Here is a 14485-nt window from a genome sequence, read left to right on the forward strand (position 1 = left end):
GCCTGCTGCAGCGGGTGAAGGAACTCGACCCGACCATGTTCACCAAGTCGGGCATCATGGTCGGCCTCGGCGAGGAGCGGAATGAAGTTCTCCAGCTGATGGACGACCTGCGCACCGCCGATGTCGACTTCCTGACGATCGGCCAATACCTGCAGCCGACCCGCAAGCACCACAAGGTTGAAAGCTTCGTCACCCCCGAGGAATTCAAGTCCTACGAGACGGTCGCCTACAGCAAGGGCTTCCTGATGGTCGCTTCCAGCCCGCTGACCCGCTCCTCGCACCATGCCGGCGACGATTTCGCAAGGCTGAGGGCGGCGCGGGAGAAGCGATCCAATGAAAAACACGACGATCCGCATCCCGATGATCTGATGCGAACACGTCCTGGCGAGCAGGCCTTGTCCGATCAGATCGCCACAAAGAGCCCGGGGGAGTAAATGTCACTGATTGCAATGCCTCCGGCCAGCGCCGACATTCTCTCGCGTGCATCTCACATTGTTGCAAGCCTCAAGGCCGTCCTGCCTCCTGACACCGTCATCTGCGATATCGAGGAGACCAGGGCCTATGAATGTGACGCTTTGACGGCGTATCGATGCCCGCCGCTTGCCGTGGTTCTTCCACGAACCACCGATGAAGTCGCGCTCGCCATGCGCACATGCCATGAGCTGGGCGTCCCTGTTATACCCCGGGGTGCCGGAACATCACTTGCGGGCGGTGCGCTGCCCACGGCCGACAGTGTCGTGATCAGCACGATACGACTGCGTGAAATCCTCGAGGTCGACACCGCCAATCGCTACATCCGCGTCCAAACCGGGGTCACGAATCTGGCGGTTACCGCGGAACTGGAAAGCGAAGGATTTTTCTACGCGCCGGATCCTTCATCGCAACTTGCCTGCACGATCGCCGGCAACATAGCGATGAACTCCGGCGGCGCCCATTGTCTCAAATATGGCGTCACCACCAACAACCTTCTGGGGGTTCGCGTTGTTACGGCGTCGGGTGAGATTGCCGAGATCGGTGGAACGACCTGCGGCACCTTTGGTCTGGACCTTCTGGGACTGATCTGCGGATCGGAGGGTCAGTTGGCAGTCGTGACCGAGGCCGTGCTGAAGATAGTGCCGAAGCCGGAAGGGGCACGACCGATGCTGATCGCCTTTGCCAGCGCGGAAGTCGCGGGAGAGTGCGTGGCGCGCATCATTCGCTCCGGCCTGCTGCCGGTCGCGATCGAATATATGGACGATGTCTGCCTGCGCGCCGTCGAAGCCTTCGCTAAAGCCGGCTATCCTGTTTGCGCCGCACTTCTGATCGTCGAAGTGGAAGGCTCGGAAGATGAGATAAGCAGCCAAACCGAGGCCATTCATTCAATCGCCTCCCAGCTCAATCCCGTCGAATTTCGCAGCAGCAGAAATGTCGAGGAATCGCTTGCCATCTGGAAGGGTCGCAAGTCGGCATTTGGGGCCATGGGCCGGCTTGGGGATTATCTCTGCCTCGACGGAACGGTTCCCGTATCGCAACTGCCCTACACGCTGAAACGAATTGGGGAACTGTCGAAGGACTATGGTCTGGAGGTGGCAAACGTCTTCCATGCCGGGGACGGAAACATGCACCCGCTCATCCTCTTTGATGCAAACACTCCCGGCGAACTCGAAAAGGCCGAGAGATTTGGCGCCGACATTCTGCGCCTTTGCGTCGATGTTGGCGGATGCCTGAGCGGCGAGCACGGCATTGGCATCGAGAAGCGCGATCTGATGCCGAAACAATTCACCTCGGTCGATCTTGCCCTTCAGATGGAGGTCAAGAGCGTCTTCGACCCCGGCTGGTTGCTCAATCCGGCGAAGGTCTTTCCGTTGGATGCGAGCAGAACCTTTCGCGAGGCGCACGCCGATGGTCGCTAAGCCTTGCTTCGAAGGTAATTGTCTCGCGCCCACGTCCGAAGGCGAATTGTCGGAGCTTATCGCTGAGAGAGCTCGGTCAGGAACGCAGCTTCGCGTCATCGGCGGCGGTACGCGCGTTGAACCGGCGGGGATGGCAAGCGGGCACGAGGCCGTATCCACGCGACTGATTTCCGGGATTGTCGACTACGAGCCTGGCGCCTTGACACTCGTGGCGCGCGCCGGCACGCCCCTGCATCAGATCGAGACCTTGCTGCAAAGCGAAGGTCAGATCCTGGCCTTCGAGCCGATGGATCATCGTCATCTGCTTGAAACGACTGGCACACCCACGGTCGGGGGTGTGGTTGGCGCAAATGTCTGCGGACCGCGCCGGTTGCTTGCCGGGGCCTGCCGCGACCATCTGCTCGGTGTTCGTTTCGTTGATGGATCGGGACGGATCGTCAAGAACGGTGGACGCGTGATGAAGAACGTCACGGGTCTTGACCTCAGTAAATTGATCTGCGGATCGTTTGGAACCCTGGGAATTGCAACCGAAGTTTCGTTCAAGACAGCGCCCGCTCCGGAACGAGAGGAAACGCTGGTTTTCAGCGAAGTCACGGCTTCCGAGGCAAGCTCCATCTTCTCAACAGCGCTTGCAACGCCCTTCGAAGTTTCCGGCGCTGCCTACTTCAAAAGCACGGCAAGGCTCCGAATCCAGGGCTTCTCGCAGCAGATAGCCTATCGTCGTGAACGGCTGAAAGAACTGTTTCGCAATTATTCAATCGATGTTTTCGACGGGGAGCAAAGCAAACAGTGTTGGATCGACACCCGTGACGTAAGGCATTTCGCGGCTACCGGGCACCCCGTCTGGCAGATCCTGGTCCGGCCAACGGATGCGCCCGATGTTGTATCGGCGCTGGAGCGCTTGGGCGGCACGGCCTCGCTTGATTGGGGCGGCGGACTTATCTGGTACAACGGCGAGGCGTCTGCGACCGACGTTCGTCGTGTCTGCGGGCGCAGCCAGGCGAGAGCGGTTCGCGGCACCACCCTTGGCCCCAAGTCCTTTTTTCCTCTTGAAAATGAGTTCGTATTGCGCATCAGCCGATCGCTGCGCGCGACATTTGACCCTGCCGGGATTTTGAATCCCGATTTGCTGGATCGCTGACATGCAGACAAATTTCGACGAGACTCAGCTTGCCGACCCGGCCATCCAGAGGTCGAACGAAATCCTCCGTTCTTGCGTCCATTGCGGCTTCTGCACCGCAACCTGCCCGACCTACAAGGTTCTCGGTGATGAACTCGACAGCCCGCGGGGGCGCATCTATCTCATCAAGGATATGCTGGAAAACAGCCGGGTGCCGGACAAGAAGACGGTTGGGCATATCGATCGCTGCCTTAGTTGCCTGAGCTGCATGACGACGTGTCCGTCGGGTGTCCACTACATGCATCTGATCGACCATGCCCGTGAATATGTGGAAACCCGCTATAGGCGACCAATCCTCGAGCGATCGCTTCGGTGGGTTTTGGCGCAGATATTGCCTTATCCCGGCAGATTCAGACTGTCCCTTCGGGCGGCGCGGCTTCTTCGCCCTATGAAGCGCCTGCTTCCGGACGCTCGCCTGCGCGCCATGCTGGAAATGGTACCGGAACGGTTACCCGCGCCGAGTCGGAACGACAAGCCGCAGGTATTTCGTGCCGTGGGCGCGCGACGAAAGCGGGTGGCACTTTTAACCGGATGTGCGCAACGCGCGCTGAACACGGATATCAACGACGCGACGATCAGGCTGTTGACACGCCACGGCTGCGACGTCGTGATCCCGGAGAATCTCGGCTGTTGCGGCGCGATCACCCACCACATGGGAAAGGCGGCACAAAGTCACGTGGCCGCCGCCGCGACGATCAATGCTTTCACGGCGGAGATCGAAGGGGAGGGTCTCGACGCCATTGTTATCAACACTTCGGGCTGTGGAACGACCGTTAAGGATTACGCCCATTTGTTTCGCGACAGTCCTCTCGCCGGAAGAGCCGCCCGCGTCGCGACCCTGGCCAGAGACATCACGGAATTGATGCATGATCTCGGCGGACTTCGCCAGCCGCTTGTAAAAGAGCGTTTGCGCGTAGGCTATCACGCCGCCTGTTCGCTTCAGCACGGCCAGCAGATCAAAACGCTCCCGAAGGATCTGTTGAAGAGTGCGGGGTTCGAGGTCGTCGAGCCGAAGGACGCCCATATTTGCTGCGGATCGGCCGGAACCTATAACCTCATGCAGCCGGCAATATCCGCAGAATTGCGATCCCGAAAAGTAAAATCGATCGAGTTTGTCAAGCCGGATGTCATTTGCGCCGGCAACATCGGTTGCATGATACAGATTGGGTCGGGAACCGACATACCACTGGTTCATACGGTCGAACTGCTGGACTGGGCGACCGGCGGACCACGCCCGCGTTCGCTGCCGTCTGACGGACAGCATGCACCCGAGGGCAAGTCGAGATGAGAAGCTTACGACGCGCCGAGCCGGTTGGAAACGAGCCTAGCGGCCTCGATAACGCGTTGACCTATACGCTTTATCTGCCGATCGGGCATCCGGTGAGCCGGCCCCGATACGGAAATCCCCGCAACGGCTTCACCGTAGACATTCAATATGGGAGCAGCAACACATCGCATTCCGGCGGCTTTTTCTTCATCATCGAACGCATAGCCGCGTTGTCGCGTGACTTCCAATTCCTCCTTAAGCTGGTCGATCGTACGCAAAGTATTGGCCGTGAAACGCTGCAGGGTCGCGCCTTTGAAAAGAACGCCGAGCCTTTCCTCGTCATAGGTGCTGAGAAGCGCCTTTCCGATCCCGGAAGCGTGCAAGGGCGAGAGCGTTCCGGGCGGAAAGAAGGCTCGGATCGATTCGTGAGTTTCAACCTGACTGACGAACAAGACCTTTCCATTTTTCTCTATTCCAAGGTTGGACGTCTCGCCCGTCTCCAGCATCAGCTCTCGCATGACGGGGCGGCTCCGCTCGATGACATTCGTTCGTCTCAGGAACGCTGCGCCGAGGCGATACGCCTCCGGGCCGATGTGGAAAATCTGACCGTCGGGGCTCATCTCGACATAGTCCCGTCGTTCGAGGGTTGTGAGAACACGGTGCATGGTCGCTGCGGACTGGCCCAAATGTTTTGCGAGCTCGGACAGCGTCATCCCCTCCGGCGACGCAAGCGCCTCCAGCACGTCCAGGGCGCGATCGAGCGACTGAACGACATTCTGCGTCTGGGGGTCGTTGAATCCTTTCGGCCGCCCACGGCGACGTACTGGCACAGTCATCGGCTTCTCCCTGCCGCAACGAATTTAAATATTAGATGCACTGAAAATTGATGTCATACAATGAAAAAATATAAACGACTGATTTATAATGTATTTATGCAAAAATATCAGATTTTGAAAAACATTTTCAAAAAAATATACCGCCGCCTTGGATCGTGCTAGTCCTAGGATATCGCCAGCAGGAAAGGCTAGAAATGTATACGCAGAACCCCGTCTTCATACCTGGCCCGACGAACATGCCGGAGGTCTTGCGCAGGGCAGCGGATCTTCCGACGATCGATCACCGCTCGGCCGCGTTCGCAGACATCCTTCAGCCGGCGCTTGCCGGCGTGAGGAAGGTTGTGAAGTCCGAAGACGCGGAGATCATCGTGTTTCCGGCGACCGGCAGTGGGGGATGGGAAGCAGCGATTACCAATCTGCTGAGCCCCGGGGACAAGGTTCTCGCCGCACGTCACGGGATGTTCAGTCATCGCTGGATCGATATGTGTCAGCGTCACGGACTGCAGATGGATGTCGCCCATTCGTCCTGGAAACACCCGCTTCCCCTGGCCGAATACGAAAAGAGACTTGTTGCCGATAAGGGGCACGACATCAAGGCGGTGCTTGTAACGCACAATGAGACTGCGACAGGGGTCAAGTCGGACGTCGGTGCGGTCAGACGTCTCCTCGATGAAGCCGGGCATCCGGCGCTGCTGCTCGTTGACGGCGTCAGCTCGATTGCCTCCATGGATTTCCGTATGGACCAGTGGAAGGTCGATGCGGCGATCACCGGCTCCCAGAAAGGCTTTATGCTGCCCGTCGGCCTGGCGATCCTTGCGCTGTCGGCAAAGGCGATGCAGGCGGCCCAGTCCGCAAAACTCCGCAGAGGTTTTTTTGACATCCGCGAGATGGCTAAAAGCTATCCTGCAAGCGGCTATCCATACACGCCCTCTGTTGGCCTGCTGAACGGTTTGAAGGTATCGACCGAGTTGCTGCTCGGGGAGGGGCTGGACAATGTTTTCAAGCGCCACGCCCGCATTGCATCAGGGGTGCGCGCGGCTGTTTCAGCCTGGGGGCTGCGCCTCTACGCGCAGGAAGCAAGCTCGTTCTCCGATACTGTAAGTGCGATCGAAACCCCCGAAGGCTTTGACGCGACTTCCATCGTCACTCTTGCGGCGCAGAAATACGGCGTTGCCTTTGGCGCCGGCCTCGGGGACGTCGCCGGCCGTGTCTTCCGTATTGGCCATCTCGGAAGCATGAGCGACGTCATGGCTCTTTCGGGAATTGCGACCGCCGAGATGGCTATGGCCGATTTGGGCTTGCCGATCCGCCTGGGCTCGGGTGTGGCGGCCGCGCAGGAGATCTATCGCAACACTGCGGCTTCGCCTGTCCGCAAAGCAGCCTGAGAGGGAACTGAACATGTATATTCCAACGATCTCCGACATGTTCGAGGCGCATGATCGCATTCGTCCTTTCATCCACCGAACGCCTGTCATGACCTCGGCCTACATCAATTCGCTGGCCGGCGCCGAACTCTTCTTCAAATGCGAAAACCTTCAGAAAGCCGGTGCCTTTAAAGCTCGTGGGGCGTCGAATGCGGTCTTCGGTCTCAGCGACGAACAGGCTGCCAGGGGCGTCGCGACACATTCGTCGGGCAATCACGGGACATGTCTGTCTTATGCGGCGGGACGCCGCGGCATTCCCTGCACCGTCGTCATGCCGCACAATGCTCCGCAGGCCAAGAAGGATGCCGTGCGCGGTTACGGTGGCACGGTGGTTGAATGCGAACCCTCAACGTCTTCGCGAGAGGCAGTATTTGCTGAAGTCGTCGCGAAATCCGGAGCGGAATTCGTCCATCCTTATAATGATGCGCGCGTTATCGCCGGCCAGGCGACATGCTCGCGAGAGCTTCTGGAACAGGTCGATAATCTCGACTCCGTCATCGCGCCGATCGGTGGAGGGGGCATGGTTTCAGGCACATGCCTGACCCTTTCAAACCTCGCTCCGCGCGTCAAAGTCTACGCTGCCGAGCCAGAACAGGCCGATGACGCCTACAGAAGCTTTAAGGCGGGCCACATCATTGCCGACGACGCGCCGAACACGGTTGCTGACGGGCTCAAGGTCCCGCTCAAGGAACTGACGTGGCATTTCGTGAAGCGTAACGTCGCCGATATCGTGACCGCTTCCGAAGAAGAAATCATCGAGGCCATGAAGCTGATCTGGAAGAGAGCAAAGCTTGTCATGGAACCGTCGAGCGCCGTTCCGCTCGCCGCGATCTTGAAAAACAAGAGCATTTTCGCCGGCAAGCGTGTCGGCGTCATCATCACCGGCGGAAATGTCGATCTCGACACTCTGCCCTGGCTATGAAGGGGAATCTCATGAACGCAGATGCAAAATTCAATCAGCTGGACGTTGGCTATGATGTACCGGCCGTGCCGGGCATGTCGGTAGACGATATACAGACGCCATGCCTTATCCTCGACCTCGACGCACTCGAGAGAAACATTCGCAAGATGGGCGACTATGCGAAGGCGCACAACATGCGTCATCGCGCCCACGGCAAGATGCATAAGTCCGTCGATGTTCTGCGGCTGCAACAGGAGCTTGGCGGCGCGATCGGCGTATGCTGCCAGAAAGTTTCGGAAGCAGAAGTGTTCGTGCGCGGCGGGATCAAGGACGTCCTTGTATCGAACCAGGTCCGCGATCCGGCAAAGATCGACCGTCTTGCCCGGCTGCCGAAGCTCGGCGCGAGAATAATCGTCTGCGTCGACGATCCGCTCAACGTTGCAGAGCTCGCAAACGCTGCTCGCAAGCACGGCACGACCATTGAATGTTTCGTCGAAATCGACGTTGGCGCGGGGCGCTGCGGCGTGTCGTCAAGCGCCGCGGTGGTAGAGCTCGCAAAGGCCATTGCAGGCGCTCAAGGGCTCCGCTTTGCCGGCATACAGGCCTACCAGGGCGCGATGCAGCATCTCGACAAATATGTGGACCGAAAGGCGAAGCTCGATCTTGCCGTGGCACAGGTGAAGGAAGCCGTCGAGGCTTTGAAGAAGGCTGGCCTGGAACCCGAACTCGTCAGCGGCGGCGGGACCGGCAGCTACCATTTCGAAAGCACGTCCGGTGTCTACAATGAGCTGCAGTGCGGAAGCTATGCATTCATGGACGCCGACTACGGTCGCATCCTCGACGAGAGCGGCAACCGCATCGACAAGGGCGAGTGGGAAAATTCCCTGTTTATCCTGACGAGCGTGATGAGCCACGCGAAGGCCGACAAGGCGATCTGCGATGCGGGTCTCAAGGTTCAGTCGGTCGATTCCGGCCTTCCCTTCGTCTACGGGCGGGACGACGTGAAATACATCAAGGCAACCGACGAACACGGCGTGATCGAAGACAAGCAAGGCATTCTCAAGATCAATGAGAGGCTTCGCTTGGTCCCTGGCCATTGCGACCCGACCTGCAACATCCATGACTGGTATGTCGGCGTGCGCAACGGCAAGGTCGAGACGCTTTGGCCGGTATCGGCGCGCGGCAAGGCCTACTAGTTTCGTGAAGTTCACTTTGTAGGATTAATCCGAAGATGATCATTGTTCCCGAAAGCGCCATAGGTGAACTCGTTTCGCTCGAAGATTGCGTCGATGCAGTCGAAAAGGTCTTCGTGTCCATGGCGGAGCGCTCGGCACATAACTTTCCTGTCGTCCGCGAAGCAATCGGCTACCAAGACGCGCTTTTCGGGTTCAAGTCGGGCTTCGACCGCGAGGGTTTGGCTCTTGGTCTCAAGGCTGGCGGGTTCTGGCCGAACAATGGCGACAAGGGGCTGACGAACCATCAGTCGACCGTTTTTCTGTTCGATCCGGAGACTGGTCGATGCCGCGCAGTCGTTGGCGGCAATCTTCTGACGGCACTTCGTACGGCTGCAGCGTCCGCCGTATCGATCAAGTATCTGGCGCGCAGGGACGCTAAGGTCTTGGGCATGGTTGGAGCGGGACATCAGGCGTCGTTCCAGCTGCGCGCTGCCGTGCAGCAACGACAATTCGAAAAGGTGGTTGCGTGGAACTACCACCCGGAAATGTTGCCTAAGCTTGCAGCGGTCGCCGAGGAACTCGCCGTTCCCTTCGAAGCGGTCGACCTCGACCGCCTGGGCGATGAGGCGGATGTGATCATTACGATCACATCCTCGTTCCAGCCGATTCTCAAGGCGTCACAGATCAGGCCCGGTACCCATCTGGCGTGTATGGGCACAGACACGAAGGGCAAACAGGAGGTTGATGCTGCTCTCGTCGCGAAGGCAACGCTGTTTACCGATGAGATCGCCCAAGCGATATCGATCGGCGAATGCCAGCATGCCGTCGCGCAGGGTATGATCGCTCCCATTGATATCGTCGAGATCGGCGCAGTGATCAATGGACAACAGCCCGGACGAACCTCACCGGATCAGATTACGCTCTTCGACGGCACCGGGGTCGGCCTTCAGGATCTGGCAGTTGCGCAGGCGGCGGTCGGACTGGCGATCGCCAGGGGCACCGCCGTCGATGTTGATTTTTAGGTGCCGTCAATGAAACGCCCTCCGCTTCGCGTTGGCATCAACGGGTTTGGTCGGATCGGAAGGACCCTTCTGCGTCAGGCAATGGACAGGGCCGATGTCGAGGTCGTGCTGATCAATGATATCGCGTCGCCGGAGCTTGCTGCTTATCTTTTCCAGTATGACAGCGTCTTCGGCCCTTGGCCCGGGTCTGCCGTCGTTGAAAACGATGTGCTGCACATCAACGGGCGCTCGATTCCGATGGCGCGCAGCGCCGACCTCGCCGAAGTCGACCTATGCGCGGTCGATGTTCTGTTCGAATGTACCGGTTCGGACGCCGCCGCCGCCAATGCACGCTGCTGCATTGATAAAGGGGTTGAGCAGGTTATCGTCTCCGGCCCGGCATCCTGGGCCGACGCGACATTGATACTCGGGGCGAACGCACATTGCTTTCGCGGCGAGCGGATTGTTTCGAACGGCTCGTGCACCACGAATGCGCTTGCGCCGCTCCTGCGGCTTGTCGACGATCTCTTCGGCGTGATCGGGGCTCAGATGACGACGGTTCACTGTTATACCGGCAGCCAGCCAAGCGTGGATCAGCCACGTGGAGACTTCGCACGCAGCCGTGCCGCGGCATTATCCATGGTGCCGACGACGACCAGCGCGCATCGTCTTTTGAAAGACGTGTTGCCACATCTTGCCGGACTGGTTGAGGCCCGCGCAATCCGCGTTCCGACGGCAAGCGTTTCGGCGATCGATCTGACCGTCGCCGTTCGTCACGGCCGGAGCGAGCGTGAGATGAGCGAAGATCTGAAAAGAGTGGCGACCTCATCAGCGATCATAGGATGGACCGACGAGCCGCTCGTCTCCGTCGACCTTCGCGCACGGCCGGAATCGCTCGTGCTTTGCGGTCGCGAAATCTCGCTCGCACGTGGCGGACTTCTGCGGCTCTTCGGCTGGTATGACAACGAATGGGCATTTGCCGCACGCATGCTCGACATGGCTTGCTATTTGCGAACGAAGCGCGAGGGAGCAGGCGATGCCGTTGCTTGAGGCGGCTGCTCAACTGCCACGTTTACGGCGGACTCCGCGCTTGAGAAAACGGATCATCTTTGCCGAGGGACATGACCTCCGGGTCCTTCGCGCCGTTCAGGGTATTGTCGAAGGACAGTCTGCCGTCCCGATCGTTGTTGGCTTTTAGAAAGATGTTCGCAATAGGATTGCGGAAGCCGATATCGGCTTGAGGGTGGGTCACGATCTGGAGGTCGTGGAGCCGCATGACGAGTTCGAGTTTTTTGACCAGTGGCTGGCCTTCTCCTCGGCGCGGCAAATGAAGTGGAGCGTTCCCGACTTGCCCTTGTTCATCAGAGACAGTCGCAACACGGCCTCTGCTGCGCGATTTGTGGTTGGATCGCGCGCTGATTGTCTGATTTGCGGAACTTCTGGAGAGTTTCCCTGGCACTCGTACAATTGAAGGAAATCCTGGCATCCCTGCAGCGGCAGACGGCAGGGACTCTCCACATGCTATTTGCCAACGAGCGGCTGCTTTGCCTCTCCGACATTATCGTCGACGAAGTGGCCAACCCCGCGCAGCTTGCGGAGGTCGCCGTAGCTGCAGCGCAGCATGTCTCAGCAATCGGTGAAAGGCCCAGGATTGCCCTGTGTCTCGACAGATGCGGGAAAGATAGTTTGTCCCAGGGTGACAGACTGCGCAAGGCGGCGCAACTGGTAAAGGCAGCGGCCGCTGAGTTGGATGTTGATGCTCCTGTCGCCCTAGTGGATGCAATGAGTGCCGTGGACGGAAGCGGACGGGCAAAAAGAACGGACGTTCCGTACAACGTCCTCATTTTTTCCAGAGCCGGAATTGCCGCGACGGTACGAGATGTATTGCGGTCGAATTCGGATTGGAGCGAGGTCGGGCCGTTTTTGCTGGGAACAGCAAACCGTGCCCATATCGTCACGCCGGAGGTTTCGTCCAAAACACTGATTGATATGGCTTCCTTCGCCGGAAGAAATCTCGACGGATCCAGCTCGTCCGTCGGATCAACAGGCAGAAATACGCATAACTTAGGGGAACGCTGGTGACGACGAAGAATATTGACGCTGAGATTAAGGCTTGCGATTTGAAGGCGCATTATCGGCCGGTTGCGCTAAAGGCAGTGGTCGCGGCGCTTTGTATCCGCCCCAAAGTCGTCGTATGCGGTCCGCGCGAGAGCGAAGCCGATGGCTATACGCCTCACTTCCGCGACTATCCCGAATTTGACCGTTGAATGCGGTACCGCGATCCGGGAATCTTTTGGCAAACGGTATCATTCCAAAACGCTGGGCGAGCGTTTTATCGTGACGATAACGGGCCGGATCAAGTTATCGAAGATAATCTCGGCGGAAGTGCCGGGCCAAGCATAGGATGCTCAATGTCATGCTTTCGAGCAAACTGAGCGGTTATCAGCTCCCTTCGGCTGATTGTTTCGAGCGCCGGGAGCTTTTGGTGCCGTTTGACAGGAGATACTCGCCGGAATTCACGAGGAAATGTTCATTGTCGCGAATTCGGCGTTGTGCTGTCTCGCCTAGTTTGCTGATGGTCAGTGCGGCAAGAATGTTGGCGATCGCTATCGCTCCGAGCGTGGATTCGGGGAATGCCCGGCCGGACGACTGCGCCACGAAATGCAGCGGTCCTGCAAATTTGCTGATAGGTGCGGCAAAACTGTCGGTGATGGCGATCACCTTTGCTCCTGAGAGGGAGGCCTTTTCAGTCAACCTGTGCACCAGCCGGTTGAACGGCGCGAAGGTGACCGCGACAAAGGCATCGCCGGGCCGGATATCGTCCAAAGCGCCCTCCGGAGCTCCTCCTGGGTTGTCCAGCAACACGATGTCCGGACGCGCTTTCTGAAGGGTGTAGGCGAGCGTATAGGCAGGTGTGAATGCCGTGCGCCTGCCGATGACGTAGACTTTCCGTGCACGGGCCAGCAAGTCCACTGCACTTTCAAGCCTTTCCTCCGACAAATGCGCTCTTGCCTGCTCGACGACAGATTGCTCTGTCGCAAAGAAGGAGTCGACGAAAGCCTTCAGTCCAGCACTTTTGCCCCTTTCGGCGATCAGCGTCCGCGCACTGGCCTCGTTGCGATGAATGGATTGACGATCCCGCTGCGGGCGTTCCGGTGTCGTATCGATAAACTGTTGGCGCAAATCACCATAGCCCGCCAGACCCAGCCTCTGAGCCAGCCTGACAAGATTTACCGGCTGAACATTCGCCCGTCGCGCGATCTCTCGCATCGAGTAATATGGAACTTCGTCGGCATTGTTGATGACGTAATGGGCCGCATCCACCATCTGCCCCGAGAGCTCGACGCATATTGTCTTAATTTGCTCGATCAACTCTGGCCTGGTCATACGTCCTCTCCGGAACAAAAAGACTTCGATTTGTCAAAGGTGGACGTATTGTCCGCAAGGACAGCGGGTACGAATGGTTTCCAAATGGACCCAGATGCATTCCCAATATCGGCGCTCTCCGGTTTGCGTATCGAACCTAACATCGCTTGACCTAAGACACATAATCTAAGAACTACGCTGGATAAACTCTGTGATCGGCCCGAATGCTCTCGTCAAGCCGTTTGTCCATCCGAAGTGGGCCGCGCGCATAACGGACCGAACTGCGAATTGGCGGCGCCTGGTTGTTACCTCATCCACGAACTTCAATTCGCGAATTTCTCTATTGATCGAAACACCTTTCCTCTCGACACAGCCGCACACGGCAGGTGGGGCGGCGTAGGTCGTGTGAACGAGTGGCATCTCTGTACCCACGGCAGAGTGGCAGAGCGGAGAGATCGCAGATTCCTCTAGCGGCAGGGCATTCAAGCTTTGCCCGAAAAGTGCATGTGCGCGGGCAGTCGCAATGGCCCGATTATTTCAGGGCGCCACCCAGCGAAAACCCTGCTTTGAACTGACTGGCCATGCCCAAGAATAGGAGAACGACCGGCAGGGAGTAGATAATCGAAAATGCCGCGATCGCGCCATAGTCGATCGAGTTCGACCCCATGAAACCGAATAGGTGTACCGGCGCCGGCTGATCATCGAGACTGTTGATCAAAACCACCGGCATCAGGAAATTGCCCCATGCATTGACGAAGCCGAAAATCGCCGAGGAAGCAAGGCCCGGTTTGGTCAGCGGAAGGATCACTCTATAGAGAATCTGCAGACTGCTTGCCTGTTCGAGAGTGGCCGCTTCCTCCAGCTCCGCCGGTATCGCGTCGATGAAGTTCTTCAGCTGGTAAATCTGAAAAGGAATGGCGGTCACTCCAAGCAAAATGCCAGTCGGGATGATGGATAGCCATCCCAGTGATGCAAACATCTTGTAAACAGGGACGATCAGGATCGAGATCGGCACTCCGGACAGAAACAACACTGTCAATAGAAGCGGGTTCTTGAAGGGAATGTTGTGCTTCGAGAATGCGTAGGCCGCTGTAAACGCTGCGGCGGTACCAATGACGGTGGCGACCGTCGATATGAGAAGACTGTTGCCGAGTGCAGCAAGGTTGTCTGCCTGTAAGGCAACCCAGTAATGCTCGGCTGTCAGTTCGGGGGCTCTCAACTGGTTTGTCGCACCCTGGTCCACCGACGCGAGTATCATCCACAACATGGGCAACGCGAAGAAAATTGCCAGTACGAGTGCGGTGGTATTGCTCACAACCCGGTCCGCAGTAATGCTTTTTGGCTTATTGAGCTTCAATCCCGATGGGGATCTGGAAGCATGCGCGGCTGTGAGTGTCTGCATTGCGAATAGCCTTCCAATGAGGTCTGAAACCCTGGCCAAAG

At 58.2% G+C, this 14485-nt stretch carries 14 protein-coding genes and 1 pseudogene; 11 read left to right on the top strand and 4 right to left on the bottom strand.

Annotated elements, in window-relative coordinates:
- The 4 genes and pseudogenes from ATY77_RS00005 to glcF form a co-directional block, all read left to right on the top strand.
- A pseudogene (locus ATY77_RS00005) lies at positions 1-434 on the top strand (lipoyl synthase); the annotation flags it as partial.
- Entirely contained in the window at positions 435-1892 is a 1458-nt protein-coding gene (locus ATY77_RS00010; protein WP_088685533.1) for an FAD-linked oxidase C-terminal domain-containing protein, read from the top strand.
- Positions 1882-3033, top strand: a complete 1152-nt coding sequence (locus ATY77_RS00015; RefSeq protein WP_088685534.1) for an FAD-binding protein — start codon at positions 1882-1884, stop codon at positions 3031-3033. The genes ATY77_RS00010 and ATY77_RS00015 overlap by 11 nt, the downstream gene beginning before the upstream one ends.
- A gap of 1 nt (position 3034) precedes the next feature.
- Entirely contained in the window at positions 3035-4360 is a 1326-nt protein-coding gene (gene glcF, locus ATY77_RS00020) for a glycolate oxidase subunit GlcF (protein WP_088685535.1), read from the top strand.
- A 5-nt stretch (positions 4361-4365) separates the two neighbouring features.
- On the opposite strand, the gene bhcR is transcribed toward glcF, so the two are convergent.
- Positions 4366-5175 (bottom strand): HTH-type transcriptional regulator BhcR, encoded by an 810-nt coding sequence (gene bhcR / locus ATY77_RS00025; RefSeq protein WP_088685536.1) that lies wholly within the window; start codon positions 5173-5175, stop codon positions 4366-4368.
- Positions 5176-5369: 194 nt separating this feature from the next.
- Here bhcR and bhcA point away from each other — a divergent pair, with 194 nt between their 5' ends.
- From bhcA to ATY77_RS00050, 5 genes are read left to right on the top strand one after another with little or no spacing between them, the layout of a single operon-like run.
- Entirely contained in the window at positions 5370-6560 is a 1191-nt protein-coding gene (gene bhcA / locus ATY77_RS00030) for an L-aspartate--glyoxylate aminotransferase BhcA (protein WP_088675420.1), read from the top strand.
- A 13-nt stretch (positions 6561-6573) separates the two neighbouring features.
- Positions 6574-7521 carry a beta-hydroxyaspartate dehydratase BhcB gene (gene bhcB, locus ATY77_RS00035; RefSeq protein WP_190237547.1) on the top strand — a complete coding sequence of 316 codons (948 nt, stop codon included), beginning with the start codon at positions 6574-6576 and terminating at the stop codon, positions 7519-7521.
- 11 nt (positions 7522-7532) lie between these two features.
- On the top strand, positions 7533-8696 hold the full coding sequence (gene bhcC, locus ATY77_RS00040) for a 3-hydroxy-D-aspartate aldolase BhcC (RefSeq protein WP_088686205.1): 1164 nt from the start codon (positions 7533-7535) through the stop codon (positions 8694-8696).
- 35 nt (positions 8697-8731) lie between these two features.
- Positions 8732-9697, top strand: a complete 966-nt coding sequence (gene bhcD, locus ATY77_RS00045; protein ID WP_088685537.1) for an iminosuccinate reductase BhcD — start codon at positions 8732-8734, stop codon at positions 9695-9697.
- A gap of 9 nt (positions 9698-9706) precedes the next feature.
- A complete protein-coding gene (locus ATY77_RS00050; RefSeq protein ID WP_088685538.1) occupies positions 9707-10726 on the top strand; it encodes a glyceraldehyde 3-phosphate dehydrogenase NAD-binding domain-containing protein in 1020 nt (339 codons plus the stop codon).
- A 22-nt stretch (positions 10727-10748) separates the two neighbouring features.
- Here ATY77_RS00050 and ATY77_RS33065 read toward each other — a convergent pair whose 3' ends face one another.
- On the bottom strand, positions 10749-10952 hold the full coding sequence (locus ATY77_RS33065) for a hypothetical protein (protein ID WP_088685539.1): 204 nt from the start codon (positions 10950-10952) through the stop codon (positions 10749-10751).
- A gap of 191 nt (positions 10953-11143) precedes the next feature.
- Here ATY77_RS33065 and ATY77_RS00060 point away from each other — a divergent pair, with 191 nt between their 5' ends.
- Positions 11144-11758, top strand: a complete 615-nt coding sequence (locus ATY77_RS00060; RefSeq protein WP_088685540.1) for a phosphate acyltransferase — start codon at positions 11144-11146, stop codon at positions 11756-11758.
- Positions 11755-11943 (top strand): hypothetical protein, encoded by a 189-nt coding sequence (locus tag ATY77_RS00065; protein WP_088685541.1) that lies wholly within the window; start codon positions 11755-11757, stop codon positions 11941-11943. The genes ATY77_RS00060 and ATY77_RS00065 overlap by 4 nt, the downstream gene beginning before the upstream one ends.
- Positions 11944-12118: 175 nt before the next feature.
- Here the strand turns inward: ATY77_RS00065 and ATY77_RS00070 are convergent, their stop codons facing one another.
- Both ATY77_RS00070 and ATY77_RS00075 read right to left on the bottom strand, forming a co-directional pair.
- Positions 12119-13063, bottom strand: coding sequence for a MurR/RpiR family transcriptional regulator (locus ATY77_RS00070; protein ID WP_088685542.1), 945 nt, complete (start codon positions 13061-13063; stop codon positions 12119-12121).
- A 511-nt stretch (positions 13064-13574) separates the two neighbouring features.
- Positions 13575-14444: a carbohydrate ABC transporter permease gene (locus ATY77_RS00075; RefSeq protein WP_088685543.1), complete on the bottom strand. Its 870-nt coding sequence runs from the start codon at positions 14442-14444 to the stop codon at positions 13575-13577.
- Positions 14445-14485: the final 41 nt, after the last annotated feature.

The sequence above is a fragment of the Rhizobium sp. R634 genome (assembly GCF_002211305.1).
Classification (GTDB): domain Bacteria; phylum Pseudomonadota; class Alphaproteobacteria; order Rhizobiales; family Rhizobiaceae; genus Rhizobium.

What these genes read in the sequence shown, in the direction of transcription:
- bhcB (WP_190237547.1), top strand. Translation starts at nt 6,574, where the DNA reads ATGTATATTCCAACGATCTCCGACATGTTCGAGGCGCATGATCGCATT.
- bhcC (WP_088686205.1), top strand. Translation starts at nt 7,533, where the DNA reads ATGAACGCAGATGCAAAATTCAATCAGCTGGACGTTGGCTATGATGTA.
- bhcD (WP_088685537.1), top strand. Translation starts at nt 8,732, where the DNA reads ATGATCATTGTTCCCGAAAGCGCCATAGGTGAACTCGTTTCGCTCGAA.
- ATY77_RS00070 (WP_088685542.1), bottom strand. Translation starts at nt 13,063, where the DNA reads ATGACCAGGCCAGAGTTGATCGAGCAAATTAAGACAATATGCGTCGAG.
- ATY77_RS33065 (WP_088685539.1), bottom strand. Translation starts at nt 10,952, where the DNA reads ATGCGGCTCCACGACCTCCAGATCGTGACCCACCCTCAAGCCGATATC.
- ATY77_RS00075 (WP_088685543.1), bottom strand. Translation starts at nt 14,444, where the DNA reads ATGCAGACACTCACAGCCGCGCATGCTTCCAGATCCCCATCGGGATTG.
- ATY77_RS00015 (WP_088685534.1), top strand. Translation starts at nt 1,882, where the DNA reads ATGGTCGCTAAGCCTTGCTTCGAAGGTAATTGTCTCGCGCCCACGTCC.
- ATY77_RS00050 (WP_088685538.1), top strand. Translation starts at nt 9,707, where the DNA reads ATGAAACGCCCTCCGCTTCGCGTTGGCATCAACGGGTTTGGTCGGATC.
- glcF (WP_088685535.1), top strand. Translation starts at nt 3,035, where the DNA reads ATGCAGACAAATTTCGACGAGACTCAGCTTGCCGACCCGGCCATCCAG.
- bhcA (WP_088675420.1), top strand. Translation starts at nt 5,370, where the DNA reads ATGTATACGCAGAACCCCGTCTTCATACCTGGCCCGACGAACATGCCG.
- bhcR (WP_088685536.1), bottom strand. Translation starts at nt 5,175, where the DNA reads ATGACTGTGCCAGTACGTCGCCGTGGGCGGCCGAAAGGATTCAACGAC.
- ATY77_RS00010 (WP_088685533.1), top strand. Translation starts at nt 435, where the DNA reads ATGTCACTGATTGCAATGCCTCCGGCCAGCGCCGACATTCTCTCGCGT.